The 26,933-nt window shown below is 72.0% G+C and carries 23 protein-coding genes; 9 read left to right on the top strand and 14 right to left on the bottom strand.

Annotated features, from left to right (window positions below; translation table 11 throughout):
- Positions 1 to 9 precede the first annotated feature (9 nt).
- Complete coding sequence (locus AQJ11_RS06435; protein WP_014676152.1) at positions 10 to 624, bottom strand: TetR/AcrR family transcriptional regulator; 615 nt, start codon at positions 622 to 624, stop codon at positions 10 to 12.
- A 222-nt stretch (positions 625 to 846) separates the two neighbouring features.
- Here AQJ11_RS06435 and AQJ11_RS06430 point away from each other — a divergent pair, with 222 nt between their 5' ends.
- Entirely contained in the window at positions 847 to 1,647 is an 801-nt protein-coding gene (locus tag AQJ11_RS06430; protein WP_059262170.1) for a phosphatase PAP2 family protein, read from the top strand.
- Positions 1,644 to 2,606: a DMT family protein gene (locus AQJ11_RS06425; protein ID WP_059262169.1), complete on the top strand. Its 963-nt coding sequence runs from the start codon at positions 1,644 to 1,646 to the stop codon at positions 2,604 to 2,606. The genes AQJ11_RS06430 and AQJ11_RS06425 overlap by 4 nt, the downstream gene beginning before the upstream one ends.
- An 89-nt stretch (positions 2,607 to 2,695) precedes the next feature.
- On the opposite strand, the gene AQJ11_RS06420 is transcribed toward AQJ11_RS06425, so the two are convergent.
- The 9 genes from AQJ11_RS06420 to AQJ11_RS06380 form a co-directional block, all read right to left on the bottom strand.
- Complete coding sequence (locus tag AQJ11_RS06420; protein ID WP_059262168.1) at positions 2,696 to 3,529, bottom strand: LURP-one-related family protein; 834 nt, start codon at positions 3,527 to 3,529, stop codon at positions 2,696 to 2,698.
- A 66-nt stretch (positions 3,530 to 3,595) separates the two neighbouring features.
- Positions 3,596 to 5,644: a phosphocholine-specific phospholipase C gene (locus AQJ11_RS06415; RefSeq protein ID WP_059262167.1), complete on the bottom strand. Its 2,049-nt coding sequence runs from the start codon at positions 5,642 to 5,644 to the stop codon at positions 3,596 to 3,598.
- A 247-nt stretch (positions 5,645 to 5,891) separates the two neighbouring features.
- Positions 5,892 to 8,069, bottom strand: a complete 2,178-nt coding sequence (locus tag AQJ11_RS06410; RefSeq protein ID WP_059262166.1) for a discoidin domain-containing protein — start codon at positions 8,067 to 8,069, stop codon at positions 5,892 to 5,894.
- A 57-nt stretch (positions 8,070 to 8,126) separates the two neighbouring features.
- Complete coding sequence (locus AQJ11_RS06405) at positions 8,127 to 9,728, bottom strand: glycoside hydrolase family 13 protein (protein ID WP_059262165.1); 1,602 nt, start codon at positions 9,726 to 9,728, stop codon at positions 8,127 to 8,129.
- 34 nt (positions 9,729 to 9,762) lie between these two features.
- Complete coding sequence (locus AQJ11_RS06400) at positions 9,763 to 10,644, bottom strand: carbohydrate ABC transporter permease (protein ID WP_014676145.1); 882 nt, start codon at positions 10,642 to 10,644, stop codon at positions 9,763 to 9,765.
- Positions 10,641 to 11,594: a carbohydrate ABC transporter permease gene (locus AQJ11_RS06395; protein WP_014676144.1), complete on the bottom strand. Its 954-nt coding sequence runs from the start codon at positions 11,592 to 11,594 to the stop codon at positions 10,641 to 10,643. The genes AQJ11_RS06400 and AQJ11_RS06395 overlap by 4 nt, the downstream gene beginning before the upstream one ends.
- Before the next feature lie 5 nt (positions 11,595 to 11,599).
- Positions 11,600 to 12,952, bottom strand: a complete 1,353-nt coding sequence (locus tag AQJ11_RS06390; RefSeq protein WP_059262164.1) for an ABC transporter substrate-binding protein — start codon at positions 12,950 to 12,952, stop codon at positions 11,600 to 11,602.
- 128 nt (positions 12,953 to 13,080) lie between these two features.
- Complete coding sequence (locus AQJ11_RS06385) at positions 13,081 to 14,079, bottom strand: LacI family DNA-binding transcriptional regulator (RefSeq protein ID WP_175252317.1); 999 nt, start codon at positions 14,077 to 14,079, stop codon at positions 13,081 to 13,083.
- A gap of 349 nt (positions 14,080 to 14,428) precedes the next feature.
- Complete coding sequence (locus AQJ11_RS06380; protein ID WP_014676141.1) at positions 14,429 to 15,100, bottom strand: MmyB family transcriptional regulator; 672 nt, start codon at positions 15,098 to 15,100, stop codon at positions 14,429 to 14,431.
- Positions 15,101 to 15,340: 240 nt separating this feature from the next.
- On the opposite strand from AQJ11_RS06380, the gene AQJ11_RS06375 reads away from it, so the two are divergent.
- The 3 genes from AQJ11_RS06375 to AQJ11_RS06365 all read left to right on the top strand — a co-directional run bounded on the left by AQJ11_RS06375 (position 15,341) and on the right by AQJ11_RS06365 (position 17,110).
- Positions 15,341 to 15,997: a helix-turn-helix domain-containing protein gene (locus AQJ11_RS06375; protein ID WP_014676140.1), complete on the top strand. Its 657-nt coding sequence runs from the start codon at positions 15,341 to 15,343 to the stop codon at positions 15,995 to 15,997.
- A 14-nt stretch (positions 15,998 to 16,011) separates the two neighbouring features.
- Positions 16,012 to 16,569 (top strand): hypothetical protein, encoded by a 558-nt coding sequence (locus AQJ11_RS06370; protein ID WP_059262163.1) that lies wholly within the window; start codon positions 16,012 to 16,014, stop codon positions 16,567 to 16,569.
- Between the two features lie 313 nt (positions 16,570 to 16,882).
- Complete coding sequence (locus AQJ11_RS06365; RefSeq protein ID WP_014676138.1) at positions 16,883 to 17,110, top strand: hypothetical protein; 228 nt, start codon at positions 16,883 to 16,885, stop codon at positions 17,108 to 17,110.
- Positions 17,111 to 17,190: 80 nt separating this feature from the next.
- On the opposite strand, the gene AQJ11_RS06360 is transcribed toward AQJ11_RS06365, so the two are convergent.
- Together AQJ11_RS06360 and AQJ11_RS06355 are read right to left on the bottom strand one after the other, a co-directional pair.
- Positions 17,191 to 17,883, bottom strand: coding sequence for a 4'-phosphopantetheinyl transferase family protein (locus tag AQJ11_RS06360; protein WP_041665563.1), 693 nt, complete (start codon positions 17,881 to 17,883; stop codon positions 17,191 to 17,193).
- Entirely contained in the window at positions 17,831 to 18,736 is a 906-nt protein-coding gene (locus AQJ11_RS06355) for a metallophosphoesterase family protein (RefSeq protein ID WP_014676136.1), read from the bottom strand. Before AQJ11_RS06355 ends, AQJ11_RS06360 begins: the two co-directional genes overlap by 53 nt.
- 370 nt (positions 18,737 to 19,106) lie before the next feature.
- Between AQJ11_RS06355 and AQJ11_RS06350 the strand changes: the two genes are divergently transcribed.
- Together AQJ11_RS06350 and AQJ11_RS06345 are read left to right on the top strand one after the other, a co-directional pair.
- A complete protein-coding gene (locus AQJ11_RS06350; RefSeq protein WP_059262162.1) occupies positions 19,107 to 20,225 on the top strand; it encodes an ATP-grasp domain-containing protein in 1,119 nt (372 codons plus the stop codon).
- A gap of 196 nt (positions 20,226 to 20,421) precedes the next feature.
- Complete coding sequence (locus tag AQJ11_RS06345) at positions 20,422 to 22,107, top strand: carbohydrate binding domain-containing protein (RefSeq protein ID WP_014676134.1); 1,686 nt, start codon at positions 20,422 to 20,424, stop codon at positions 22,105 to 22,107.
- A 51-nt stretch (positions 22,108 to 22,158) separates the two neighbouring features.
- Here AQJ11_RS06345 and AQJ11_RS06340 read toward each other — a convergent pair whose 3' ends face one another.
- The gene (locus AQJ11_RS06340; RefSeq protein ID WP_059262161.1) at positions 22,159 to 23,496 is read right to left on the bottom strand and encodes a 6-phospho-beta-glucosidase; all 1,338 of its coding nucleotides are present in this window, start codon (positions 23,494 to 23,496) and stop codon (positions 22,159 to 22,161) included.
- Between AQJ11_RS06340 and AQJ11_RS50805 the strand changes: the two genes are divergently transcribed.
- On the top strand, positions 23,408 to 24,286 hold the full coding sequence (locus AQJ11_RS50805) for a DUF4981 domain-containing protein (RefSeq protein ID WP_244218129.1): 879 nt from the start codon (positions 23,408 to 23,410) through the stop codon (positions 24,284 to 24,286). The genes AQJ11_RS06340 and AQJ11_RS50805 overlap by 89 nt on opposite strands.
- Positions 24,287 to 24,369: 83 nt before the next feature.
- Positions 24,370 to 25,764 (top strand): glycoside hydrolase family 16 protein, encoded by a 1,395-nt coding sequence (locus tag AQJ11_RS06335; RefSeq protein ID WP_059262160.1) that lies wholly within the window; start codon positions 24,370 to 24,372, stop codon positions 25,762 to 25,764.
- Between the two features lie 229 nt (positions 25,765 to 25,993).
- Here AQJ11_RS06335 and AQJ11_RS06330 read toward each other — a convergent pair whose 3' ends face one another.
- Positions 25,994 to 26,884, bottom strand: coding sequence for a helix-turn-helix domain-containing protein (locus AQJ11_RS06330; protein ID WP_059262159.1), 891 nt, complete (start codon positions 26,882 to 26,884; stop codon positions 25,994 to 25,996).
- Between the last annotated feature and the right edge of the window lie 49 nt (positions 26,885 to 26,933).

Below are 26,933 nucleotides of genomic sequence, written 5' to 3'. Positions count from 1 at the left end.
GCCTGGGTCTCATGTCAGTCCGAGCGAGGGCAGCACGGCGGCCTCCACGAAGCGGACGAGGTAGTCGGAGTCGGCGTACTGGCCGTCGAGCACCGGCCGCACGCGCAGGACGCCGAACATCATGGCCGGGATGTACTCCAGCGCCGGGTGGCCCGCCCGGACCTCGCCCCGGGCCACGCCCCGGGCCAGGATCTCCTCCAGCGCGGCGATCTCCGGGTGCACCAGCGCCTCGCGCAGCGCCTGGGCCAGTTCCTGGTCCGCCGTCACCGCGTGTCCCAGCGCCTGGAGCAGCCGGGTGTCCTTGCCGGACCAGTCGCCGGCGGCCCGCGCGGCCTGGCGCAGGTCCTCGGCGAGCGATCCGGTGTCGATGCCGGCGAACTTCACCCGGCGGTTGGCGCGCAGTGCCGCCGCGACGAACTGCGGCTTGGTCTTCCACTGCCGGTAGAGCGTGGACTTGCTGCACCGGGTGCTGGCGGCGATGCCCTCCATGGTGACGGAGTCGTAGCCGCACTCCCGGATCTGTTCCAGCACGGCGTCGAAGAACTCCCGCTCACGCTCCGGCGTGATCTTGGAGCGGCGCGAGGCGACGACCGTGTCCGGTGCGTCCGCGGCCTGCGACGTCATGCGGTGCTTCCCCTCACTCGTGCTTGTTTCCCGTGGCTGCGCGGTGCCTGGTGCCCGTGCGTGTTTCCAGTGTGGCGCACATCAATCGATACGCAAGTGTACCGGTACCGAACCGTATCGGTACACTGGCGTATCGGTACGGCAACGTATCGATGAGTTCCGGTACGGACCGGGGCTCGTCCGCACCACGACACGCACCACCGTCAGCGAGGGGGCCGGGGGATGAACGCCCGAACCGAGCCTGCGGAGACGGAGGCGGAACCGGGGACTCCGGCCCGTCCGTCTCTGATACGTGAGTTCCTGCTGGTCGCCGGGCTCTTCCTGGTCTACAAACTGGGCCGCCAACTGGCCACCGGCCACACCGCGGACGCCTTCCGCAACGCCCGGCACGTCTGGCACCTGGAGCGGAGCGTCCACCTCCCCCACGAGACCGCCGTGCAGTCCGCACTGCTGCACGGCGACACCCTGGTCCACCTGGCGAACACCTACTACGCGACCGTCCACTTCCCGGCCACGCTCGCCTTCCTGGTCTGGCTGTACCTGCGGCGGCCCGCGCACTACGTGTGGGCCCGCCGGGTCCTCGCGGTCCTCACCACGGCCGCCCTCGTGCTGCCGTTCACGTTCCCGCTGGCCCCTCCGCGCATGCTGACCGGGACGGGCCTGGTCGACACCGCCCGCATCTACGGCCCCTCCGTGTACGGCCCGCCGTCCAGCGACCACCTCTCCAACCAGTTCGCGGCGATGCCCTCGCTGCACTTCGGCTGGGCGCTGATGGTGGCGATCGGCCTGATGGCCGCCACCCGGTCCCGCCGGCGCGGGCTGTGGCTGCTGCACCCGCTGGTCACCCTGCTGGTGATCGTGGGCACGGCGAACCACTACTGGCTCGACGCGATCGTCGCCACGGCCATGCTCGGCCTCGCCCTCGCGGTCGTCCCTGCGCCGCGGCGCACGGCCACCACGGCCGGACGCGGCACCGGCCTGCTGAAGCCGCGCGAGACCGTCCTGGCGGGAGCGGGCCGATGAGCGCCGCCGCCCTGGCCGCCCTCGGCCTGTCGCTGGTGTCGGCCGTCGCCTACGCGCTCGCCGCCGTCGCCCAGGAACGGCTCGCCGCGCGCAGCGCCGGCACCGGCCTGCTGCGGCTGCTGGGCACCGGCGCCTGGTGGTCGGCGGTCGGGCTGAACGCCGCCGCCGCGCTGCTGCACGTCGTCGCCCTGAAGTACGGCCCGCTCACCGTCGTACAGCCGCTGGGCGCGCTCACCCTGGTCGCCGCCGTGCCCCTCGGTGCGCGCGCGGCCGGCCGGCGGGTCAGCGCGGTGGAGTGGCGCGGTACGGCGCTCACGCTGCTCGGGCTCGCCGCGCTGCTGGTCACCGCCTCCGGCCCGGCGCCCGCCCGGGTGCTGTCGCTGACCGAGGCCCTGGTGGTCGCGGGGACGACCGCCGCCGCGATCGGCCTGCTGTCGCGGCCCGGCGCCCGGCCGGGCCTCAGGCACGCCACCGCGTCCGGCTTCGCCTCCGGGGTCGCCTCCGCGCTCACCCAGACGGTGACCGTGGCGGCGACGGACCGCTCGGGCCCGGTGCTGAGCGCCGAGGTGATCGTGGTCGCCGTGCTCGTCGCCGCGTTCGCCGTCGGCGGACTGCTGCTGTCCCAGACCGCCTACCGCGGCGGCCTCGGCGCCCCGCTGGCCGTGGTCACCCTCACCAACCCGGTGGCCGCCGCGGTGATCGGCCTGACGCTGCTGGGGCAGGGCCTGAAGGGCGGTGCCGCCGGGGTGCTGCTGGCCCTGGCCGGCGCGGGGCTGGCCTCCTGGGGCGTGGTGCTGCTGACCCGGGCGGCCCCCGCGCCCGCCGGCCATGAGGAGGCCGGAGACGACGACGAGCACCCGGTGGCGGCCGTGCTGGCGCTGGAGCCGGGTACGGCGACCGCGGAGCCGGTCCTGCTGCCCCGGCAGCCGGAACAGCCGGGGCACCTCACGGCACTGTGACCACCCGGGCACACGGCGGCGGCCGGTGCGCGCGTTCCGCGGGCACCGGCCGCCGTCGCCGTGCTGCTCCCTGCTGTCCCGCGTGCCGGTCAGCCCCAGCCGCGCGCGTCCTGCTTGAGCGCGGTGTCCACCGTCAGCGCGGTGGCCACCACGAGGCTCAGCAGCGGTTCGGGCAGCTGGTAGTGGATCTGCAGGACGTAGTTGTCCGCCGTCGTGAACAGCGTCTTGGCGAGTCCTTCCCAGGTCTTGGTGATCCGGGCGACCTCGTTGTCGGCGTGGTCGACGATCGCGAAGTTCCAGGCCCGCCAGTTCTCGGCCTTGATCGCGCCGACCTGCTGGCCGTTCGCCGTCATCGCGAAGTTGATCTTCCCGATCATATTCTTCTGGACGATCTCGCCGACCGGCGAGCCGTCCGGGCGGGTCACGACCACCCGCGACTTGAAGATCTTCGCGGGCCGGGTCAGCAGCAGCTGCGGCTGACCGTAGGCGTCCCGGATCTCCAGCTTGTGGGTGAGGAACTGGTCCAGGCTGGAGACGAAGCGCAGGATCTTGCGCAGCACGCCCTGGCCGACCTGGGTGACCGAGCCGATCTCCCGGCCGTTCTGATCCATGACCTTGTACTCGTTGGTCAGCTCGATCAGCTTGGCCTTCTGGTTCACGACCAGGACGGGCTCGGTGAAGAGGGTGCCCCCGCCGGGGCCGCCGGCCGCGACGCCGGCCTGCTGCTGCACCTGACGCTGCACCCTGGCGTCACCGGCCTGCTGCTGCGGGAAGGCTGCCTGCTGCGGCGGAACCTGCCCGGCCTGCTGCTGGGCCGGGTTGGTGTGCTCGGTCCACTGCGTGCCGTCCCAGTAGCGGAGCGTCTGCGCCGCTCCGTGCGGATCCGGGTACCAGCCAGCAGGAGTGTTCGATTGCGTGGTCACCGGGGCACACTACCCTGATGTGACCGGTACCCGACCAGTCCGCACGGAGCGGTGTTCATCGCCCGTTCACCCCGTGACGATCGCCGGGTCGCTGACGCCGGGGCGCCCGTTCTCCACGTGCCCGGAGAAGCCGCGCAGGAAGGCCGGGTCGGCGTCGCAGGTCACGGTCAGGTCGTACCAGCGCTTGCTGGATCCGAGCGCGACGGTGTGCCGCACGGTCGCGCCGGGCCGGACCGTCACCGTCACCGGCTTGCCTCCGTAGCCGTTGACCAGCTTCAGCTTCGCCGTGCCGGAGCCCTTGTTGGTGAAGGTGAGCTCGACGTCGTCGCCCTTGTGCCGGGCGGTGACCTCGGGGCCGGCGGCCTTGTTGCGGCCCTTGAAGACGCGCAGGAAGCCGTTGGGGCCGTGCACGGCGAGGTCGTAGTCGCCGCCGGAGTACGCCGAGTTCCAGGTGTCCGAGAGGGTCTTGCCGGCCTCCGTGGTGTACGTCCAGGGGCCGTCGGCACGGTTGTTGGACGTGACGAGGAAGACCGCCCCCGCGTGCGCCCCCGAGGCGAACGTGAGCGTGAACTTGCCGGCCGCGGTGTCCGCCGAGCCGTCGACCACGGGGGCGTACTTCAGCGGGCGGGTGGGCCGGCTGCCCGGCTCCTGCCGGGGAAGGGTGCCGCCGGCGGGAGGCTTGGGCACGTAGTCGGGGTGGCGGTCGTGGTCCTTGGGCTGGTAGCCGGCCGTGGAGGGCAGCACGACCCGCGCGGTGTCCTTGCGGGAGAAGTCGAAGGCGCTCGTCAGGTCGCCGCACACGGCCCGCCGCCAGGGCGAGATGTTCGGCTCCTGGACACCGAAACGTCGCTCGATGAACCGGATGATCGAGGTGTGGTCGAGGGTCTCCGAGCAGACGTACCCGCCCTTGCTCCAGGGGGAGACCACCAGCATCGGCACCCGCTGGCCGAGCCCGTAGGGGCCGGCGGCATGGCCGGCGTCGCCCTTGAAGAGGTCCGGCGCGGGGTCGACCGTCGACTTGCCCTGGGCGGCCGAGGCCGGCGGGTAGGGCGGGATGACGTGGTCGAAGAAGCCGTCGTTCTCGTCGTAGGTGATGAACAGCGCGGTCTTCCCCCACACCTCGGGGTCGGAGGTGAGCGCGTCCAGGACCTGGGAGACGTACCAGGCGCCGTAGTTGGCGGGCCAGTTCGGGTGCTCGGTGAAGGCCTCGGGGGCGACGATCCAGGAGACCTGGGGCAGCTTGCCGGCCCGGACGTCCGCCTTCATCTGGTCGAAGAAGCCCTCGCCCTTGCGGGCGTCGGTGCCGGTGCGGGCCTTGTCGTACAGCGGGTCGCCGGGCTTGGCGTCGCGGTACTGGTTGAAGTACAGCAGCGAGTTGTCGCCGTAGTTGCCGCGGTAGGCGTCGTTGATCCAGCCCCAGCCGCCGGTCGCGTCGAGGCCGTCGCCGACGTCCTGGTAGATCTTCCAGGAGACCCCTGCCCGCTCCAGGCGCTCGGGGTACGTGGTCCAGCCGTAGCCCGCCTCGTCGTTGCCGAGGACCGGGCCGCCGCCCTTGCCGTCGTTGCCGGTGTACCCGGTCCACATGTAGTAGCGGTTCGGGTCCGTGGAGCCGATGAACGAGCAGTGGTAGGCGTCACAGATGGTGAAGGCGTCCGCGAGCGCGTAGTGGAAGGGGATGTCGTCGCGGGTGAGGTACGCCATCGTCGTGGCGGACTTGGCGGGTACCCACTTGTCGTACTTGCCGCCGTTGAAGGCGGTGTGTCCGTCGTTCCAGCCGTGCGGGAGGTCCTGGATGAAGGCCAGGCCCAGGTCGTCGGCGTCCGGGTGGAAGGGCAGGATGTCCTTCGTGCCGTCGGACTGCTTCCAGACGGACCTGCCGTTCTGGGTGACCGGACGGGGGTCGCCGAAGCCGCGGACTCCTCGCAGCGAACCGAAGTAGTGGTCGAAGGAACGGTTCTCCTGCATGAGGACGACGATGTGCTCCACATCGTCCACCGATCCCGTGCGGTGGTGGGCGGGCAGGGCCGCCGCGCGCTGGATGCTGCTGGACAGCGCCGTGAACGCCGTGGTGGCGCCCGCGATCTGGAGGAAGCGCCGCCGGTTGACTTCGGACATGGGTGAGGATCCTCTCATCCTGACGTACGCGATGCCGCCAGGTGACGGAATCCGCGCGGAGCGAGTGTTCCAAGAGCAGCAAACGTCAGGGAAGGGTGCGGTGGCGCCCACATGAAGTCGTGGATACGGAAGGAGACCGGGTGCCGCCCGGCCTCTCATCTGCCCGGCTCCCCGTTCCGCGGGGGTGCGCGGGCGCCCCGGCCCCTCGTGCTGCCGGGGCGCCCCGTCCGGTCGGCGGGACGGGCGGTCAGGACGTCTGGTACGCCTCCACCTCGCTGAACTGGCCCGCCGGCCAGCCCGTGTTGGCGGTGACGGTCAGGCGCAGGTAGCGCAGGCTGGTGCCGCTCGGCAGGGTCACGGTCGCGGTGTTGCCGGTGGCCGGGTCGAAGCGGTAGCCCTGCGCGCCCAGCACGGTCGAGTACCCGGAGCCGTCGGCGCTGCCGAGCACCGTGACGGTCTGGGTGCGGGCGCCCCAGGCCGAGGACGGCGGCAGCTTCAGCACCAGGCGGCGCACGGCGTAGGACGAGCCGAGGTCGACCGTGAGGGACTGCGGGAAGGCGTTGTTGGTGGACTCCCAGTACGAGTTCGCGTCGCCGTCGACCGCCTTGCCGGGGGTGTAGACGTCCTGGGAGCCGGTCGCGGTGGCCGGGCGGCCCTTGGCGAGGTTGCGGTTCGGGTCGGGCTCCGGGTTGCCCTGGCCGGGCTGCGGCCAGGTGGAGCAGTCCGACCAGGTGCTCGACCAGCCGGAGTTGCCGCCGCCGTCGGTGAGGGCGAAGGAGCCGGAGTTCGCCGGGTAGGGGCAGTTGTAGACGCCGGCCGCGCCGACCTGGGTGGCGGTGACGTTCTTGAAGGTCGCCGCGCCCTGCGCCTCGGCCTGGACCACGACCGTGCCGGTGTTCCGCACGGTCGCGCCGGTGACGTTGACGTTCCGCACCGGGTAGCCCTGCCCGCCGCCGGAGACGAACTCGAAGGCGCTGTAGGGGCTGTCGGTGATCGTCGTGTTGGTGATGTTGACGGTCGCGTTGATGGCGCTGTCGTAGGAGTCGACGCGCAACGCGCCCATGGGGTGGTTCCAGTTGGGGTTCATCGCGCCGGTGCGCACCAGGGTGTTGCCGTCGACCGTGATGGTGCCGGCGAGGGGGTGGAACGGGTCGAGGAACTTCTGGTTGGAGATGGCGATGCCGCTGCCGAGGGCGTTGGTGTCGGAGACCAGGTTGTTGCGTACGGCGATGTCGGTGCCGCCGTAGATGGCGATGCCGTTGGCGAGGTTGGGCTGCGAGATGGTGTTGTTCTCGAAGCTGGAGTCGGTGTCCGGGGAGTACAGCGACCACATGGCGAGGGAGTCGTCGCCCTGGTTGCGCAGGAAGTTGTTGCGGACGCGGACGCCCTTCGCCGTGCCGTTGAGGTTGAGTCCGTCGGCGGTGGTGTCGAGGATGCGGTTGTTCTCCACCACCAGGTTGTCGTTGTTGCCCGTGAGCCACAGGCCGACCTTCAGGTGCTGGATCCACATGCCGGAGACCGAACTGTTCGGTCCCAGCGAGCCGTTGACGAAGTTGTCCGGGCTGGAGTCGACGCGTTCGGTGACCTCGCCGATGACCGCGAAGTCCTTGATGCGGACGTTGCCCGCCGAGCCGGACTGGTCGATGAAGCGGGAGGTGTGCACGACCGAGTACCAGCTACCCGCGCCCTGGAGGGTCACGTTCTGTACGCCGTTGAGCGAGGACGTGATGCGGTAGTCGCCCGGCGGTATCCACACCGTGCCGCCCTGGGCGGCGGCGATGGCGTCCCGGAAGGCCTGGGTGGAGTCGCCGTTGCCGCTGGGGTCGGCGCCCTTGGAGACGACGGACACCGAACCGGCGGGCTGGCCGGCGGCCGGGGCGACCTGTTCGAAGTCGGCGACGTCGACGGTGACCTGGACGCCGGCCGCCTCCACGGCAACCTTGTCGCCGGCCTGGACGTTCTGCCCGAGCAGCAGCCGGGTGTTGTCGAAGAAGTGGTGCGTCCTGGCGCCGGGGATCCAGCCGGTGTCGATGTAGGAGTACTTGGAGGTCACCGGAAGGGTCTTGGCGAGCTTCGTGCCGTTGACGTACACGTTCAAGGCGCCGGACTGGCCGTCCGGCACGCTGTAGGCGATGTTCACCGCGTTGGCGGCGCGTGGCACGGTGAACTCCACCCGCTGCCCGGGGGACAGCCGGACGGCCTGCCGGCCGGAGGCCTCCGAGGCGAGGCTGCCCTGCGTGTAGTCCGGGCCGATCTTCGTGCCGTTGCCGGTCGCCGACTCAGCCTCCACGGAGGTGAAGGGGAGGGTGGCGCCCGCGGCGGCGTGGGCGGCCGGGGCGATGCTGACGAGCATGCCCGCGGCGAGGGCGACGACCGCCCCGATGGCGGGCATGCGCCGGAGGTGTCCGACGGTGCTGCTGTGCATGTGCTGATCCCTTCGTGGTGGGGGTGCGTGGGATAGCAAGGTGCGTACGGGCGCGGCTCAGGCGCGCAGCCAGGCCGCCGTGTCCCGCGGCAGCCGGCCCGCGTCCAGCGGGCCGCTGCTGAGCAGGAGCCGGGAGTGCGCGGGCAGGTCGGCGGGCGTGGCCGCGAGGTTGACCACGCACAGCGCGTCCGCGCGGGAGAAGGCGAGCACGCCGTCGGGGGCGGGCAGCCAGGTCAGGGGGCCGTCGCCGAACTCCGGGCGCAGCGCGATGGCCTCGCGGTAGAGGGTGAGCGCGGAGTGGGGGTCGCGCTGCTGCCGGTCGACCGCGTACGAGGGCCAGTCGGCCGGCTGCGGCAGCCAGGGCTCGTCGCGGGAACCGAAGCCCGCGTGCGGCAGGCCGGCGGCCCAGGGCAGCGGCACCCGGCAGCCGTCGCGGCCGGGGTCGGCGCCCCCCGAGCGGAAGTACATCGGGTCCTGGATGCGGTCGGCCGGGATGTCGGCCTCCGGCAGGCCCAGTTCCTCGCCCTGGTAGAGGTACACCGACCCGGGCAGCGCGAGGGACAGCAGGGCGGCGGCCCGCGCCCGCCGGGTGCCGAGCGCCAGGTCGGTGGGGGTGCCGAAGGCCTTGGTGGCGAAGTCGAAGGCGGTGTCCTCGCGGCCGTACCGGGTGACCGTGCGGGTGACGTCGTGGTTGCACAGCACCCAGGTGGCCGGGGCGCCGACGGGGGCGTGCTCGGCGAGGGTGGTGTCGATGGAGGCGCGCAGCCGGCCGGCGTCCCAGGGGCAGGACAGGAAGGAGAAGTTGAAGGCCGTGTGGAGTTCGTCGGGGCGCAGGTAGCGGGCGAAGCGCTCGGGGTCGGGGAGCCAGACCTCGCCGACGAACACACCGCCGTACTCGTCGGCGACCCGGCGCCAGGAGCGGTAGATGTCGTGGAGTTCGTCGCGGTCGACGAACGGGTGCGGCTGCGGGTGCGTGGCGAGGTCGGGGAGGTCCGGGTCCTTGGCGAGGAGGGCCGCCGAGTCGATGCGGACGCCGGCGACGCCCCGCTCGAACCAGAAGCGCAGGATGTCCTCGTGCTCCTGGCGGACCGCCGGGTGCGCCCAGTTGAGGTCGGGCTGTTCGGGGGTGAACAGGTGCAGGTACCAGTCGCCGTCGGGCAGCCGGGTCCACACCGGGTCGGTGGAGCCGACGAACTGGGACGGCCAGTCGTTCGGCGGGAGTTCGCCGTGCGCGCCGCGTCCGGGCCGGAAGTGGAACAGCTCGCGCTCGGGGCTGCCCGGCCCGGCGGCGACCGCGGCCCGGAACCAGGGGTGCTGGTCGGAGACGTGGTTGGGCACGATGTCGACGATGGTCCGGATCCCCAGCTCACGGGCCTCGGCGATGAGTTTCTCGGCCTCGGCGAGGGTGCCGAAGGCCGGGTCGATGGCCCGGTAGTCGGCGACGTCGTAGCCGCCGTCCTTCAGCGGAGACACGTACCACGGCGTGAACCACAGGGCGTCCACGCCGAGTTCCGCGAGGTACGGCAGCCGGGCGCGGACGCCCGCGAGGTCGCCGGTGCCGTCGCCGTCGCCGTCCGCGAAGCTGCGGACGTACACCTGGTAGATGACGGCCGAGCGCCACCAGTCAGGGTCCTTCCGGGCATGGCTGGGCTGTCCCACTGGGCTTGCCTTTCTGTAGACGGGGGCGGCGGCGTCAGCCCTTGGTGCTGCCCGCGCTGATCCCGGCGATGATGTGCCGCTGGAAGACGAGGAACAGGGCCACCATCGGGATGCTGGCGATCACCATCGCGGCGATGAGCACGGTGAGCTGGATGTTCTGCGACAGCTGGACCAGGGCGACGCTGATCGGCTGCTTGCCGGTGTCGGAGAAGACCATCAGCGGCCACAGGAAGTCCTGCCAGACGGCGACCAGCGCGAAGATCGACACCACGCCGAGCACCGGCCGGGACATGGGCAGGACGACGGACCACAGGATGCGGAGCTTGCCGGCGCCGTCGATCTCGGCGGCCTCAAGTACATCGCGCGGCAGCTGATCGAAGAACCGTTTGAGCAGGTAGAGGTTGAAGGCGTTGGCGACGGCCGGCAGCCAGATGGCGAGGGGGTCGTTGAGCAGGCTGGTGTGGATCAGCGGCAGGTCGGCGACGGTCAGGTACTTCGGGACGACCAGCGCCTGTGCCGGGACCATGAGCGTGGCGAGGATGCCGCCGAGGACCACCTTGCCGAAGGCGGGCTTCAGCTTGGACAGGGAGTAGGCGGCGGCCGTGCAGAACACCAGCTGGAAGGCCCAGGCGCCGGCCGCCTGGACGAGCGTGTTCCCCAAGTGCCGGGGCAGCTCCATGAGGTCCCAGGCATCGGTGTAGCCGCTGAGGTGCCAGTGTTCGGGAAGCAGGGTCGGCGGGGTCCGGGCCACTTCGTCCGGGGACTTCAGGGCGCCGGTCGCCATCCAGTACACGGGGAAGAGGAAGGCGAGCGCGAAGAGGACGACGACGGCCGTGAACACCGTCCAGTAGAGGGCCTTGCCGCGCGGGCGGGCGAGGGTGGCCGGGGAGATCAGGGTGCGGGTGCCGGTGGTCATGCGTCCCCCTCGGAGCGGGTGAGCCGCAGATAGACCGCGGAGAAGGCGCCGAGCAGCAGCAGGAGCATCACGCTGAGGGCGCAGGCGCCGCCGAAGTCGTTGTAGAGGAAGGCGTACTTGTAGATGAGGTACAGCACGGTGACGGTGGCGTTCTCGGGGCCGCCGCCGGTGATGACGAACGGTTCGGTGAACACCTGCATGGTGGCGATGATCTGGAGGAGCATCAGCATCAGGATCACGAACCGGGTCTGCGGGACCGTGACGTGCCGGACGCGCTGGAGGAGGTTCGCGCCGTCCAGTTCGGCCGCCTCGTACAGCTCGCCGGGGATGGACTGGAGGGCGGCCAGGTAGATGAGGACGGTGCCGCCCATGTTGGCCCACGTGGCGACGATGACCAGGGAGACCAGCGCGGTGTCGGTGCCGTTGGACCAGTTCGAGGTGGGCAGGTGCAGAAACCGCAGCGTCTCGTTGGCGAGGCCGGCTCCGGGATCGTAGAACCACTTCCACAGCAGGGCGCTGACCACCGGCGGGATCATCACCGGCAGGTAGACCACGACCCGGAAGAAGGCCTTGGCGTGCCGCAGCTCGTTGAGCACGAGGGCGAGGACGAAGGGGATCGCGAAGCCGATCAGGAGGGCCAGCAGGGTGAAGGTGAGGGTGTTGCGCCAGGCGGCCGTGAACTCGGGGTCGTGCAGGACCCGGGTGAAGTTGGCGGTGCCGACCCACTCGGGCGGGGAGCCAGGGGTGTACTTCTGGAAGGCGATGACGACCGCGCGGATCGCCGGGTACCAGGAGAACAGGGCGAAGCAGAGCAGTCCGCCGAGGAGGAAGCCGTAGGCGCGGAGCTGGTCGGCAAGGCGGCGCCGCCTCCGGTCCCCTGCCGGGGGCGGCGCCGGGACCGGGGGGACGGCGGTGTGCGCCGGGAGCCGCCGCTCGGCCGTCTTCGTCATGGCGGTCAGCTCCGGGCCAGAATGCTGTCGATCTTGCCGGACGCCTCCTTGAGGAGCTGGTCGATGTCGGCGTCCTTCTTGGTCAGGACGGCGGATACGGTGCCGTCGAGGACGGAGTAGATCTGCTGGGCGTGCGGCGGCTCGATCTTCAGCTGGAGCTTGTGGTTGCCGTCGAGGAACGCCTGGTAGTTCTCCACCGGGACGTTGGCGTTGGCCTTCTTCACCCGCTGGTCGGTGGCGTCGGCGGCGCCGGTGAACAGGCGCGGCTCGGGCAGGCCGACGGGGGCGTCGTGCTTCTTGGCGCGCGCGTAGTCGCCGAGGAAGCCCTTGCCGGGGGTGAGGAACATGTGGTCGAGCCACTTCAGGCCGGCGCGGATCTGGGCGGGCGTGGCCTTCTTGTTGAACATGTAGCCGTCGCCGCCGATGAGGGTGCCCTTGCCGCCCGGCATGGGGGCCAGGGCGAGGTCCTTGTAGTTGCCGCCCTTCTCCTTGACGAGGATCGGGATGTTGTCGGGGGCGGCGAGGTACATGCCGAGCTTGCCCGAACCCATCATCTGCTGCGCGTCGTTGATGACGAGGAGCTGCTTGCTGCCCATGGAGTCGTCGGTCCACCGCATGTCGTGCAGGTTCCGCAGGACGGCGCGGCCCTCGGGGGTGTCGATGGTGGCCTTCTTGCCGTCCGCGCTGACGACGTCGCCGCCCTGGGAGTACAGCTCGGCCGTGAAGTGCCAGCCGCCCTGGTTCTGCGCGCTGTAGTCGGCGTAGCCGACGGTGCCGTCGCCGAGGGCGGCGATCCTCTTGGCGGCGGCGCGGACCTCGTCCCAGGTCGCCGGGGGCTTGTCGGGATCCAGGCCGGCCTTCCGGAAGAGCGCGCGGTTGTAGACCAGCCCCATGGAGTACCCGGTGCGCGGGATGCCGTAGACCTTCCCGTCGACGGTGTAGATGTCCCGCAGCTGCTTCTGGATGCTGTCGTAGTTCTTGAGTTCCTTCAGGTACGGGGTGAGGTCGGCGGCCTGGCGGATGTCGACGACGTGCCGGGCGTCCGTGAAGTACGTGTAGAAGACGTCCTCCATCTGGCCGCCGGCCAGCTTGGCGTCGAAGGTCTTCGGGTCCTGGCAGGGGAAGGCGTCGTGCGCGACGACGTCGATGTCCGGGTTGGCCTCCTCGAAGGCCGCGATGTCCGCCTCGAAGAAGGAGCGGTCGAGCTTGGCGCTCCGGGGCGGTTCGCAGTTGACGGTGATGCGGGTCTTGCCGCTCGCCGAACCGTCGTCACCGGACCCGCAGGCGGTGGCGGCGAGGGCGAGGGAGGAACAGACGCCGATCGCGAGGATGGTACGGCGGAACCCGGTGTGTCTCATCGGTGGACCCCTCATGGCACTCATGGCAGGAGCGGTGGGCGTCGCACACTCAAGCACCGCCGACATCGGTCCGCAAGATGTCGCGCAGAATCTGCAATTGTTCGACAGCAGGCTGGATCTTCCGGAGCTCAGTCGCGTGGGGCTTGCGCGGTGGAGCCGCGCACCACCAGCTCCGGCTCGAACAGCAGCTCCTCGGCGGGTACGGCGGTGCCCCCGATCTGCGCGTTCAGCAGCTCCACGGCCGCGCGTCCCATGGCCTCGATGGGCTGGCGGACGGTGGTCAGCGGGGGCTCGGTGCAGTTCATGAACGCCGAGTCGTCGTAGCCGACGACCGAGATCCGGCCCGGGACGCCGTACCCCTTGCGGCGCGCCGCCCGGACGGCGCCGAGCGCCAGCGGGTCCGAGGCGCAGATGATGCCGGTGACGCCCCGGTCGATCAGGCGCGCGGCGGCGGCGTGGCCGCCCTCGATGGAGAAGATGGCCCGCGCGACGAACTCGTCCGGCAGCGCGCCGGCGATCGCCCGGGCGGCGGCCAGCTTGCGCGCCGACGGCACGTGGTCGCCGGGGCCGAGCACCAGCCCGATGCGCTCGTGGCCGAGGGAGGCCAGGTGGCGCCAGGCCTGCTCGACGGCGACGGCGTCGTCGCAGGACACGCCGGGGAAGCCGAGGTGTTCGATGGCCGCGTTGACCAGCACGACCGGGATGTTGCGCTCGGCGAGCAGCCGGTAGTGGTCGTGCGGCGCGTCCGCCTGGGCGTACAGGCCGCCGGCGAACACGACGCCGGAGACCTGCTGCTGGAGCAGCAGCTCGACGTAGTCCGCCTCCGACACGCCGCCCTTGGTCTGCGTGCACAGCACCGGGGTCAGCCCGAGCTGGGCCAGGGCACCGCCGATGACCTCCGCGAACGCCGGGAAGATGGGGTTCTGCAACTCGGGCAGGACCAGACCGACGAGCCGGGCGCGCTCACCGCGCAGCTGGGTGGGGCGCTCGTACCCGAGGACGTCCAGAGCGGTCAGCACCGCCTGCCGGGTGGCTTCGGAGACTCCGGGCTTGCCGTTGAGGACCCGGCTGACCGTGGCCTCGCTGACCCCGACCTTCTTCGCCACTTCCGCAAGTCGTCGCGTCATGAGCGCAAGAGTAGCGCAAATGACGCAAGCGGCTTGCGTTGGCCGCACAGGGGGCGGAGACGCGCCGTACGAGTCGGGGGTCACGCAGGGAGCGGTGGGGTTCGCAAGGGGTCGGGGTTCGCGCAAGGAACTGTGAGGTGCGCGCGGAGTCGGTGTCGGTACGAGGAACCGGGGATCGGTACGAGGAACCGGTGGCTGCCCGCGAGGAATCGGCGGCGTGCGCGCGGAGTCGGCGGCACGAGGAACCCGCGGTGTGCGCGAGTGGGCGACGGCCGTGCCGCTCGGCCCCCGCGGGGAGCCCGTGTGCCGGCCCGGCGCCGTCGGCGACCTGAACGCCGGCGGTGCCGGGTCAGTCCTCCGTGGACGGCACGACCGTCAGGTGCGAGGCGGCGTCCCGCGGGCGGCGCGGGCGGCGCACCGGCACGGCGGGCCGGCGGGGATCGCGCAGGACCATCGTCAGACGCCGGTAGCCCAGCTCCCGCAGCGGCTGCGGGATCTCCTCGACGATGCGGCACTCGGTGCGCCCGCGCCGCGGGTCCGGGTGGTGCAGGAGGCGTACGGCGCCGTCGAGGCGGGTCGCGGCCTCGCCGACGGCCCGTATCCAGTGCGGCAGGCCCTGCCGGTAGGCGGCCTCCATGATCGGGTCCTGGGCGATCTCCCGGCGGACCGCCTGGAGGTCGTGGTCGTGCCCGTGGGTCTCCAGGGCGGTGCGGAGCTGGGCCAGCATCGGCAGGCACCAGCCGGGCTCGTGCTCGCCGAGGACCTCGCCGGCGTCGGGGTGGAAGAGCACGAACCGGAGGAAGTTCTCCCCCGGCATGGCCGTGGGGTGGGGGCGCACCCCGTGGAAAAGTGTCTCGAACGCGCTGTTGGCCATGACCACGTTCCAGTGGTGGTCGACGACCAGGGACGGGCAGGACTGCGACTCCAGCAGCGCTCCGTAGTCCTGGAGGTACGCCTGGATCTCGCAGGTGTCGGGGACGGGCCGCGGTGCCGGCCGCTGCCCTCCTGCCTGATATGCCATCGGGAGGTCACCCCTCTTGCCTCTGCGGCCTTTCTCGCGGCGATGCGATCCTGCTGCCCAGGCAAGAGCCATGTCAACTATCGTGGCATTTCGTGCCGGTCGGCGGCTGAAATTCGCCACAGTTGTGGCGACACCTGGATGTGAGTTCGAGACACCCGATACTCTCCGGGAGTTCACGCCGATCGCTCGTGAGAAGCACGGACGCATCTGAAGCCCTCTAGAGACGTAGGAGTTCTGTCGGTGACGGATGGCTACGAGGATCCGGGCGCCTCGGCGACCGCCCAGCTGCCGGCCGTCGTCGCCCGCGTCACCGCGCTCGCCGACCGCCTCGGCGTCCCGCACGCCGAGGTCTTCGACGTGGGGCGGCTCTCGACCGCCTGCGGCGTGCCGGAGCCGGTGGTCAAGGCTCTGCTCAGCGGTCGGCCCGCGGGCGAGCCGGACGTCCAGGCCCGCTTCCTGCAACGCCTGGACCTGCTGCGCCGTACCCGGCTGAAGCCGGGCGGACGCCGGTACACCCAGCAGGAGATCGCCGACGGCGCGGGCATGTCACGGCAGCAGGCCGGCGCCCTCATCAACGGCGACCGGCGGCCCACCATGGAGCACTGCGACGCCCTCCAGCGCTTCTTCCGGGTGCACGCCGGCTTCCTCACCGCGGAGGACCCCGAGGCGCTGGCGGGGGCGCTGCAACGCACCGAGCAGGAGCTGTTGCAGAAGCTCGCGGACCGGGAGCGGGCCGCCGCCGAGGACCCGGAGGATCCGCTGGAGCGGCTGTTGCAGGACCACGGCGTGCGCGGAATCGCCTGGCGCGCCGCGCAGTTGCCCACCGACCAGCACCGGGACAAGGTCGCTGAGTGGCTCGACATGCTCCTGGAGAGCGTCAAGCGACCCGAGTCGTGAGCCGGGGGAGAACTGTGGGCATCGGCAGGGACATGCGCCGGCTGTGCAACGAACTGGTGGGCGGGCTCACGCTGTCCGTGCCCGCGCCTCCGGACGAGCTGTACCGCGCGCTGTGCGGGGCGATGAGCCACCGGCGCGGCCGTCCGGTGCACTTCCGCACGGTCGCCTTCCCGCCCGGCACGGCCAGCGGGCTGTGGCTGGACCTGACCGACCGGGACGTCGTCGTGGTGGAAGAACGCACCGCGCCCGAGCACCAGTTGGTGATCCTGGGCCACGAGCTGTGGCACATGCAGGCCGACCACTGCGGGCTCCACATGGACGGCGTCGGCACCGCGACCCGGCTGCTGAGCGACCACACCGACCAGGAAGCGCTCCAGGCGGCGGTGCAACGCGTCGCGGCCCGCAGCCGCTTCGACGTCGCCGAGGAGCGGGACGCCGAGACGTTCGGGCTGCTGCTGGCCAGCAAGTGCCGTACGTGGCTGACCGGTTCGGGGTCGCGCGGGCCGGTGCAGCGGGACGGCGTGGCCGGCCGCATCGAGGCGTCGCTGGGGTACCCGGGTCCGCAGGGCTGAACCGGACCGGGGTCGCCGGGCGGGCGGTCCTGCGGCGCGCGGGGTCGAGTCGGCGCCGGGGCCGCGGGGAGCGGCACCTCGCCGCACCGGAGCGGAGTGTGACGCGCGGAAGTTGAGAAACGTTTCGTCGGGTCGGGCGGCAGGTCGTACGGGGTGATCGGGGGCGGTTCCGCCTCGGCTAAGCGGGCTAACCGGCGCGGGGCCGGGCGGCGTTGTCAGTGGTGGGCGGCAAGCTGGGAGTGTGCGCCGTACGACGCGGTGCACGGCGCCGCAGGGCGCGTGACCGTGACGCCTACTCGGGGAGAGCCGACCGATGCCCACCGCCGTACTGACCGACCGCGAGCGTACCGCCGTACAGGCCTACCTGCGTCTGCTGCACACGGTGCGCGCCGCCTTCGACGGGCCGCCGGAGCAGGACCGGCCCGCCGTCGTCCCGCCCGTCGTGCTCGCGGAGGCGGAACAGGCGCTGGCCCGGGCGGGGCTCGCGGGCAACGAGGCGGAGTTCTTCCGGCTCCTGCGCGACTGGTGCCGGCCCGTGTGAGCGTCGTGACGGCCCGGCGCCGCCGCCGTCACCCGGACGACGGGGCGACGGTGGCGGTGCGGGCCGGGTGGCACCGGCTGTCAGGGGCGTGGGGCGGGGTGCGGTATGACCACCGACGTGGCCACCACGCCGTGCCGTACGGTCCACCGGCCCTCGAAGGACTGGAGCCGGTGCCCGCCGATCACGGGGCCGGGGACGAGGAGCTCGGCGCGCAGGGAGCCGGACGGTTCGCCCTCGGCGTCCGGCCGCACGGTGATGTCGGCCTCGGAGAAGTCCAGCCACATGCGGGTGAGCGGGAACCACGCCTTGTAGACGGACTCCTTGGCGCTGAACAGCAGCCGGTCCCAGTGCACGGCGGGCCACCGCGCGGCCAGCCGGTCGAGGCGCTCGGCCTCGGCGGGCAGGAAGACGGAGGAGCCCACCCCTTCCGGCAGCGGCCCGTGCGGTTCGGCGTCTATGCCCAGGGAGGCGAGGTCGGTGGCGCGGACCAGCGCGGCGGCGCAGTAGCCGTCGCAGTGGGTCATGCTGCCGAGCAGCCCGTCCGGCCAGCGCGGGGCCCCCCGCTCACCGGTGAGCACGGGCTGCGGCGGCACGCCGAGCTTCTCCATGGCGCGCCGGGCGCAGCCCCGGACGGCCGCGAACTCACGGCGCCGCTTGGCCACCGCGCGCACGACGAGCGCCTCCTCCGCCGGGTAGAGCGGGGAGTCCCACAGCGGGTCGTCAGCGCGCGCCTCCACGGCCACGACCGACTCCGGGAGCAGCTCCTCGATCACCTGCTTCGACCTCCATCGGCAGGACGCGGCGCAGCCTTCCCGGCGGATCCGGACGCTTGCGCCACTCGCGGGGGTATCCCACGGAGACCTCCATGAAGCGGACTCCGTCGTGCCAGGTGGTGCGGGGGATGTGCAGATGGCCGTAGACCGCGGTGGCGACCCGGAACCGGCGGTGCCAGTCGGCGGTCAGCGTGGTGCCGCACCACATGGCGAACTCGGGGTGCCACAGGACCTCGGTGGGGTGCCGGTCCAGCGGCCAGTGCCCGGCCAGCACGGTCGGCAGGTCCGCGGGCAGCTCGGACAGCCTGCGCTCGGTCTCGGCGACCCGCGCCCGGCACCACGCCTCACGGGTCGGGTAGGGGTCGGGGTGCAGCAGGAACTCGTCGTTGCAGACGATGCCCGTGCTCTCCGCGTAGGCCAGGCCCTCCGCCTTGGTGGCGGAGCCGGCCGGCAGGTACGAGTAGTCGTAGAGCAGGAAGAGCGGGGCCACGACGGCCGGGCCGCCCGCGCCGCGCCACACGGGGTAGGGGTCCTCGGGGGTGACGACGCCGAGCTCGCGGCACACCTCGACCAGGTGCTCGTAGCGGGCGACGCCACGCAGGGTGACCGGATCGCTCGGATGGGTCCACAGTTCGTGGTTCCCGGGCGCCCACAGCACCTTGCCGAAGCGGCTCGCGAGCGTGCCGAGGGCCCAGCGGATGTCGGCGACGGTCTCCGCGACGTCACCGGCCACGATCAGCCAGTCGTCGTCGCTCTCGGGGTGCATGCCGTCGATCAGGGCGCGGTTGTCCGGATACCCGATGTGGAGATCACTGATGGCCAGAAGCTGTCCGGCCCCGGCCGTCGACTCCACCCCGCACACCCCTTCCGATCATCCGATGACACAACGAGAACACATGCCCCGGGCACCGGACAAGAGGTTCCCCCCCGCCGCGTGTCGCGATCCGGGCCCGGTCCGCCCCGCGCGCGACCGGGGCGAGACGGCCGCGCGTCCGGCCCGGGACGGCCCGGGAATGCGTGACTGGACGACCCGCGAATGCCTGACCGGGCGGCCCGCGAATCCGTAACACCCGCGTTGCACGGGGGACCCTTGGAAAGCCGTATGATCGCCCCAACACCAGCGCCCTCAACCCCCCTTGTTCCGGGGCTGTTTGGTGACCCTTCCTCCCTCTGCCCGGGCACGGGCCGCTCCGCCCTGCCCGCACACCCGAAAGGCGGCCTGCATGCCCTCTCGCGTACGCGTCTGGCTCAACCGCACGTACTCGGAGAACGTGTTCTTCATGGATCAGCTGCGGAGAAATCCCAGCGACCGCGCGGTCGAGATCCACGCCACGCACGGCGACCCGGACTCCCCCGTGCTGGCCGCCGCCGACACCGCCGAGCTGGAGCCGGAGGGCCTGTCCCCGGCCGCGTACGTCGAGTACGCCCTCGACCAGTGCGCCCGGCGCGGCATCGACGTGTTCGTGCCCCGGCTGCACCAGGCCGCGATCGTGGCGCACCGGGCCGAGTTCGCGGCGGCCGGTACGGCGCTGCTGGCACCGACGCCCGAGGCGGTCGCCGTGTTCGAGGACAAGGCGGTCGCGTACGCGGCGGTCCGCTCGGTGGGCGTCCCGGTGCCGCCGTGGCGCCGGGTCCGCACGGCGGACCAACTCGTCTCCGCGGTCGAGGAGTTGGAGGCGGACGGGCACCGGGCGTGCTTCAAGCCGACTGCCGGCGCGGGCGGGGTCGGCTTCCGGATGATCACCCGGGCCCCCTTCTCGCTCACGCACCTGACCGGCTTCCCGGGCCCGTACGTCCAGCTGGACCTGGTCGTGGAGGCGCTGCGGCGGGCCGAGGAGCCCGTGGACTGGCTGGTGATGCCGCGCCTGGAGCAGCCCGAGGTGTCCGTCGACTGCCTGACCGGGCCGGACAACCGGGTCCGGCTCGCGGTGGGCCGCACCAAGAACGGCCGCCGCCGGGGCTTCACCCTGGACGAGCGGTGGCTGGCGCCGGCCCGGCTGATCGCGGAGGGCTTCGGACTGCACCACCTGTCCAACATCCAGTTCCGGATGCTCGGCGACCGGCCGGTGCTGCTGGACGTCAACACGAGGCCCGCCGGCGGCCTGCACCAGCTGTCGCTCTGCGGGGTGAACGCGCCGTGGGCCGCGGTGCAGCTGGCGCTGGGCGAGGACCCCGGAGTCATCGAGCCGCCGTTCCTGGGGCAGGACTACACGGTGGTCTCGGGGCCGCGTCCGCTGGCGCCCGCGACGCTTCCGCGGCAACGGGTGGAGTCCGAGGTCCTGCTGCCCGTGGTGCCGGCGCCCGTGCAGGCGGCTTCGGCGGGCGAGGTACTGCCGCTCTAGTCACCGGCCGGCCGCGGGCCCGTCGTGGCTCGTCGCGCGGTTCCCGGCGCCCCGTCCGGAACGCCGGCGCCCACCGGTATGGACCAATTCCGCTCTTCTCCTTGACAGGGCGGATTGGTCCATACCAAATTCGTTGACGCAACGCTTCCGCACTCCCCAGCACTCCCGAACACCCCACCCCTGACAGGGAGATCGCGTGCGCGACACACTCGGGCGTTCCAGACGCCGGCTCCTCGCCCTGCTCGGCTCCGCCGCCCTCGCGGTCGGCGGGGCCATCGCCCTCCCCGGTACGGCCCACGCGGCCAACATCCTCACCAACCCCGGCTTCGAGTCCGGCGGCCTCTCCCCCTGGACCTGCACCGGCAACCTCGGTTCGGTCGTCTCCTCCCCCGTGCACGGCGGCGCCAAGGCGCTCCAGGGCGCGGTGACGTCCAGCGACAACGCGCAGTGCAGCCAGACGGTCGCCGTGCAGCCGAACACGACGTACAGCCTCAGCGGCTGGGTGCGCGGCAGTTACGTGTACCTGGGCGTCAACGGCGGCGCGTCCACCTGGACGTCGTCCCCGTCGGCGTACAGCCAGCTCAGCGTCTCCTTCACCACCGGCGCCTCGCAGACGAGCGCCACCATCTATGTGCACGGCTGGTACGGCCAGGGCACCTACTACGCCGACGACATCGGCCTGGACGGCCCGGGCGGCGGGGGCGGCGGTGACACCCAGGCGCCGACCGCGCCGAGCGGGCTCACCTCCACCGGCAAGACGTCGTCGAGCGTGTCGCTGAAGTGGAACGCGGCCACGGACAACACGGGCGTGACGGCGTACGACATCTACAGCGGGGCCAACCAGCTCCTGAGCGTCTCCGGTACGTCGGCCACGGTCAGCGGGCTGTCGCCGAGCACCAGTTACACCTTCACCGTGAAGGCGCGGGACGCGGCCGGGAACGCCTCGCCGGCCTCCAACTCCGTCACCGTGACGACCGACGCGGGCACCGGCGGCGGCACCGGCTTCAAGCAGGCAGCGCCGTACCTGTACCAGGGCTGGGGCGATCCGCCGAACCCGACCACGGTGATGAACGCGACCGGGGCCAAGTGGTTCACGATGGCGTTCGTGCTGGACTCCGGCGGCTGCACCCCGGCCTGGGACGGCAGCCGGCCGCTGACCGGCGGCGTGGACCAGTCGGCGATCAACCAGATCCGGTCCGCCGGCGGTGACATCGTGCCGTCGTTCGGCGGCTGGTCGGGCAGCAAGCTCGGCGCCAACTGCTCCTCCGCGAGCGCGCTCGCCGGGGCGATCCAGAAGGTGGTCGACGCCTACGGCCTGAAGGCCATCGACTTCGACATCGAGAACACCGACGAGTTCGAGAACGAGGCCGTCCAGGCGAGGATCCTCACCGCGCTGAAGACGGTCAAGGCCAACAACCCCGGCCTGAAGACCATCGTCACGTTCGGCACGTCCACCACCGGGCCGACGTACTACGGCAACCGGCTCATCGAGCAGGCGCAGGCGCTGGGCGCGAACATCGACGTGTTCACCATCATGCCGTTCGACTTCGGCGGCGGCTCGGACATGTACGGCAACACGGTGAACGCGGCGGAGGGGCTGAAGAACAAGCTGAAGTCCACCTTCGGCTGGGACGACGCCACCGCCTACGCGCACATCGGCATCTCCGGCATGAACGGCCTGTCCGACCAGCAGGAGTCGACGACTCCCGCGATCTGGACGCAGATCCGGGACTGGGCGAACTCGCACCACATCGCGCGGCTGGCCTTCTGGTCGGTCAACCGCGACCGGCCCTGCCCGGGCGGCGGTGTCGCCGAGAACTGCTCCGGGATCAGCCAGAACAACTGGCAGTTCACCTCGATCACGGCCGGCTTCACCGGCTGACGCGCCCCTGAGGTGACGCGGAGGGCCGCTCGGCGGAGCGGCCCTCCGTTCTCATGCGAGGTACGCCAGACCGGGGTGGACCTCGGTGTAGCGCTCGACCAGTCTGCGGGCGACGGTGACCGAGTCGACCAGCGGATGCAGCGCGAAGGCCGTCACGGCAGACGCCCGGGAACCCGACGCGGCGGCGGCGAGCACCTCCCGCTCGACGGCCTTGACCGCGCACACCAGGCCGGTGGCGTGGCCGGGCAGCGGATCGGCGGCGAACGGGTGGGCCCCGCTCGCGTCCACCAGGCACGGGACCTCGACGACCGCGTCGGCGTCCAGGGCGGAGAGGGTGGAGCGGTTGCGGACGTTGAGGATCAGGGTGGCGCGTTCGTCGCGGGCGATGGCCCGCATCAGGGCGAGGGCGACCTTCTCGTACCCGCCGGACAGGTCCTCGGCCTCGCGTTCGCCCGCGCCGGCGCTCTCCCGGTTCTCGGCCATGTAGGTCGCCTCGCGCTCGGCGCGGGTGCGGTCCCAGGCGCGCAGGGCGGAGACGGCGGGGTCGGCCGCCTCCTCGTAGAACCGGGCCTGCTGGTCGCGGAGGAAGGCGCCGCGGGTCTTGCCGGCCTCCTGGTAGGCGCGGACGGTCTCCCGGTTGAAGTAGTAGTAGTGCAGGTACTCGTTGGGGATCGCGCCGAGCGAGCGCAGCCAGTCGGCGCCGAACAGCCTGCCCTCCTCGAAGGACCCGAGCAGCGCGGGATCGCCGAGCAGGCGCGGCAGTTCGTCGCGTCCGGCGACGCGCAGGCCGCGCACCCAGCCGAGGTGGTTGAGCCCGACGTAGTCGACGAAGGCCTGTTCCTGGCGGGTGCCGAGGACCCGGGCGATACGGCGGCCGAGGCCGACCGGCGAGTCGCAGATGCCGATGACGCGGTCGCCCAGGTGGCGGGACATGGCCTCGGTGACCAGCCCGGCCGGGTTGGTGAAGTTGATGACCCAGGCGTCCGGGGCGAGCCGGGCCACGCGCCGGGCGATGTCGACGGCGACGGGCACGGTGCGCAGGCCGTAGGCGATCCCGCCCGCGCCGACGGTCTCCTGGCCCAGCACCCCTTCGGCGAGCGCGACCCGTTCGTCGTCCGCCCTGCCCTCCAGGCCGCCGACTCGGATGGCGGAGAAGACGAAGTCGGCGCCGCGCAGGGCCGCGTCCAGGTCGGTGGTGGCGGTCACCGCGGGCGCGTCGGGGACCCCGGCGGCCTGTTCCGCGAGGACGCGGGTCACCGCGTGCAGTCGGCGGTCGTCCAGATCGTGCAGGACGACCTCGGTGACCCGCCCCTCGGCGTGGTCGGTCAGCAGCGCGCCGTACACCAGGGGGACCCGGAATCCGCCGCCGCCCAGAATCGTCAGCCTCACGCCCGCACCTTTCCTCACACCCGCACTCTCGCAGACCTCCGCGCTGAGGGACGACCCCGTACCCACACCGGCGCTCACCGACCACGGGCGGCCATCGGGTCAACGCCGGGTCCTCGGGGCGGCTTCACCCCGGCGTCCCGGGGCCACGGAATCACGCGGCGCGTGGACGACGCACGACCGGCCGGGTCCGTGGGCGCGGGGCCGGACGACAGCGGTACGGCCGCGCCCGGCCGCCGCGGGGCGTACGGCGGTGACGCCGACGCGGGGGGGAGAGGAGGAGGGCGCGGCACCGGTCGGTGTCCGGTGTCACCGGCACGAGGGGATCGTGGTCACCGACCGGCAGCGCGTCCGGGGCCTCGGATGGCCGGCGGCCACCTGGGAGCCTGCCCTGGCCGACGGCCGCCGGCTGACCGCCCCCGCCGGGCTGCCGGATCTGCGGCCGGGCGAGACCGGGGCCGTACCCCTGCCGTGGCGGCGGTCAGCGGAGGGCGGTCCGGCCTGGCTGACGCTGCGCGTGGTGACGGCCGAGGACCGGCCGGGGGCACCGCGCGGTACCGAGGTGTGCGCACCGTGCGTCCCGCTGCGGGGGACGGGGGGGCGACAGCTCGGTGGACGGCTACCGGTTCCACGACAGTGCGGTGCCGGGAGGCGTGGTGATCGTCCGGAACGGCAGCGCGGTCTGCGCCGGTACGGGCGGCTTCACCCCGTGAACTGCCGTACCGGGCAAGGACTTTCCTTGCTTCAACTCTTGACGGCCCCAGGGGCGGGGAGCACATTGGCGGCACCGTGAGAGCGCTCTCAAGCAGGCGTGCCCAGCACGCTTGGGAGCGCTCTCAGCAAACCCCCGCACACACCCGTACCGAGAGGCTCCCCATGAGCGCATCCTCCGGTATCCCCAGATCCCGCCCGCTGCGGCGCGCGTTCACCGCCGCCGTCGCCACGCTCGGCTTGGCCGCGGCCCTCGCCACGGCCGCCACCGTGCCCGCCGACGCCTCCGCGCCCGCTCCGCCCTCGGGCTGGACGCAGGTCTTCGCGGACGACTTCAACGGCGCGGCCGGCTCGGGCGTCAACACGGCCGACTGGCAGTACGACACCGGGACGTCCTACCCCGGCGGGGCCGCCAACTGGGGCACCGGCGAGGTCGAGACGATGACGTCGAGCACCAGCAACGTCGCGCTCGACGGGAACGGCAACCTGCTCATCACCCCGCGCCGCGACGCCTCCGGCAACTGGACCTCCGGCCGGATCGAGACCACCCGCACCGACTTCCAGCCCCCGGCCGGCGGGAAACTGCGCGTCCAGGCGCGCATCCAGATGCCGAACGTCACCGGCGCCGCCGCGAGGGGCTACTGGCCGGCGTTCTGGATGCTCGGCGCGCCCTTCCGCGGCAACTACTGGAACTGGCCGGGCGTCGGCGAGCTGGACATCATGGAGAACGTCCAGGGCCTGAACACCGACTGGGCCACGATGCACTGCGGCACCAACCCGGGCGGCCCCTGCAACGAGACCTCCGGCATCGGCAACTCCACCTCCTGCACCGGCGGCACCTGCCAGGCCGGCTTCCACACCTACGCGATGGAGTGGGACCGCTCGACCAGCCCCGAGGAGATCCGCTTCTACCTCGACGGCGTCAACTTCCACACGGTGCGGGCGAACCAGGTCGACGCGACGACTTGGGCGAACGCCACGAACCACGGCTACTTCCTCATCCTCAACGTCGCGATGGGCGGCGGCTTCCCGGCCGCGTTCGGCGGCGGACCGGACAGCGGGACCGAGCCGGGCCACCCGATGGTCGTCGACTACGTACAGGTCCTGCGGTCTTCGGGCGGCGGCACCACTCCCCCGCCGACCGGCAACCGGGACGCCTACAGCCCCGTCCAGGCCGAGTCCTACGACAGCCAGTCCGGCGTCGTCACGGAGACCACCACGGACAGCGGCGGCGGCCAGGACATCGGGTCCCTCGCGAACGGCGACTGGGCGCTGTACAAGGGCGTCGACTTCGGCTCCACGGCGGCGAGGCAGTTCTACGCCCGGGTCGCGAGCGGTGCGGCCGGCGAGGTCAGCGGTCTGGTCGAGGTGCGCCTGGACAGTCGCGGCAACGCGCCCGTCGGCAGTTTCGCCGTGGCGAACACGGGCGGCTGGCAGTCCTGGCGGACGGTCCCGGCCAACATCGGCGCGGTGACCGGCACGCACGACGTCTACCTCACCTTCACCAGCGGCCAGCCGGCCGACTTCGTGAACGTGAACTGGTTCGACTTCGGTCACTGACCGGGGAAGCCCGCGACGCCGGGGGCCGACGCGCACGGACACGTCGGCCTCTGGCGTCGCGCCATGGACCCGTCGCCCCCGCGGGTCCGACGGAGGTGGCCGCCCTCCAGGGGGCCGGGGGCGGTGACCCGGGTCCGCGGTATGCGCGAGCTGCCTCCACCACGACCCGCCGGAGGCGTTCACCGGCCCCCGTGGCCGGCGGGCCCGGGTCCGGTGGCGTCGCGAGCGCTCAGCGCAGCTCCGCCCGGAAGGCCACCGGCGTCTGGCCGGTGTGCAGGTGGAAGAACTTGGAGAAGTTCGCCGCGTCGGGGAAGCCCACGGCCACCCCGACGCGGCCGATCGGCAGGTCCGTGTGGGCGAGGAGGCGCTTGGCCTCCAGGACGACGCGCTTGTCGATGAAGCCCTTGGGTGTCTCGCCGGTGGCCGCGCGGACGGCGCGGACCAGGGTGCGGCGGGAGTAACCGAGGGCGTCGGCGTAGGCGCTGACGCTGTGGTTGGTGGGGAAGCCCCGCTCGACGGCGTCCCGGAAGCGGGTGAAGGTGCTGTCGGCGTGCTGCCGGGAGGTCTCGGCCGAACTGGCGGCGAGATGGGCGAGGCGCAGCAGGCACGCGGTCAGCGTGTGCCTCAGGACGGCCGTGTGCAGGCTGAGCGGGAGCGTCTCGGTGTCCTCGTACTCGCGGCGCAGCTGGTCGAAGGCCGCGTGGAGCGCGGCCAGCTGCGCCGGGTCGGGGTGCAGCAGCGGCGGCAGGTCGTAGCGGTACAGGCCGGCGGCCTCGACGGTGGCGCGGGGCAGGAAGCCGGGCTGCATGGTCAGGACGGTTCCGCGGTACTCGGATTCGCGGGAGAACCGGTGGACCTGTCCGGGGCGGATCCACAGCAGGTCGCCGGCCGCGGCCTCGTACTCGGCGAAGTCGATCATGTGCCGTACCGGGCCGTCGATGAAGAGCATGACAACGTGGAAGTCGATACGGTGGACGCGGTGCAGGGGGGCGTCGACGTGCCAGCGGTGGTCGGTGCCCATCGGGCCGATCTGCATGCCGACACCGCCGACGGCCAGGTCGGCCGGGAAGGGGAACGTTCTGATCGCGTCACCCTCAGCTTGCTGTCTTATGCCCGTCATGCCCGGTTCGCCCTATCTCTGTCGGGTGATCACTGTCCCAGATTCACCA

Source organism: Streptomyces corchorusii, from assembly GCF_001514055.1.
Taxonomy (GTDB): domain Bacteria; phylum Actinomycetota; class Actinomycetes; order Streptomycetales; family Streptomycetaceae; genus Streptomyces; species Streptomyces olivaceoviridis.
Note: the sequence above shows the minus strand (reverse complement) of the source record. Positions and strands in the feature narration are given on the sequence as shown.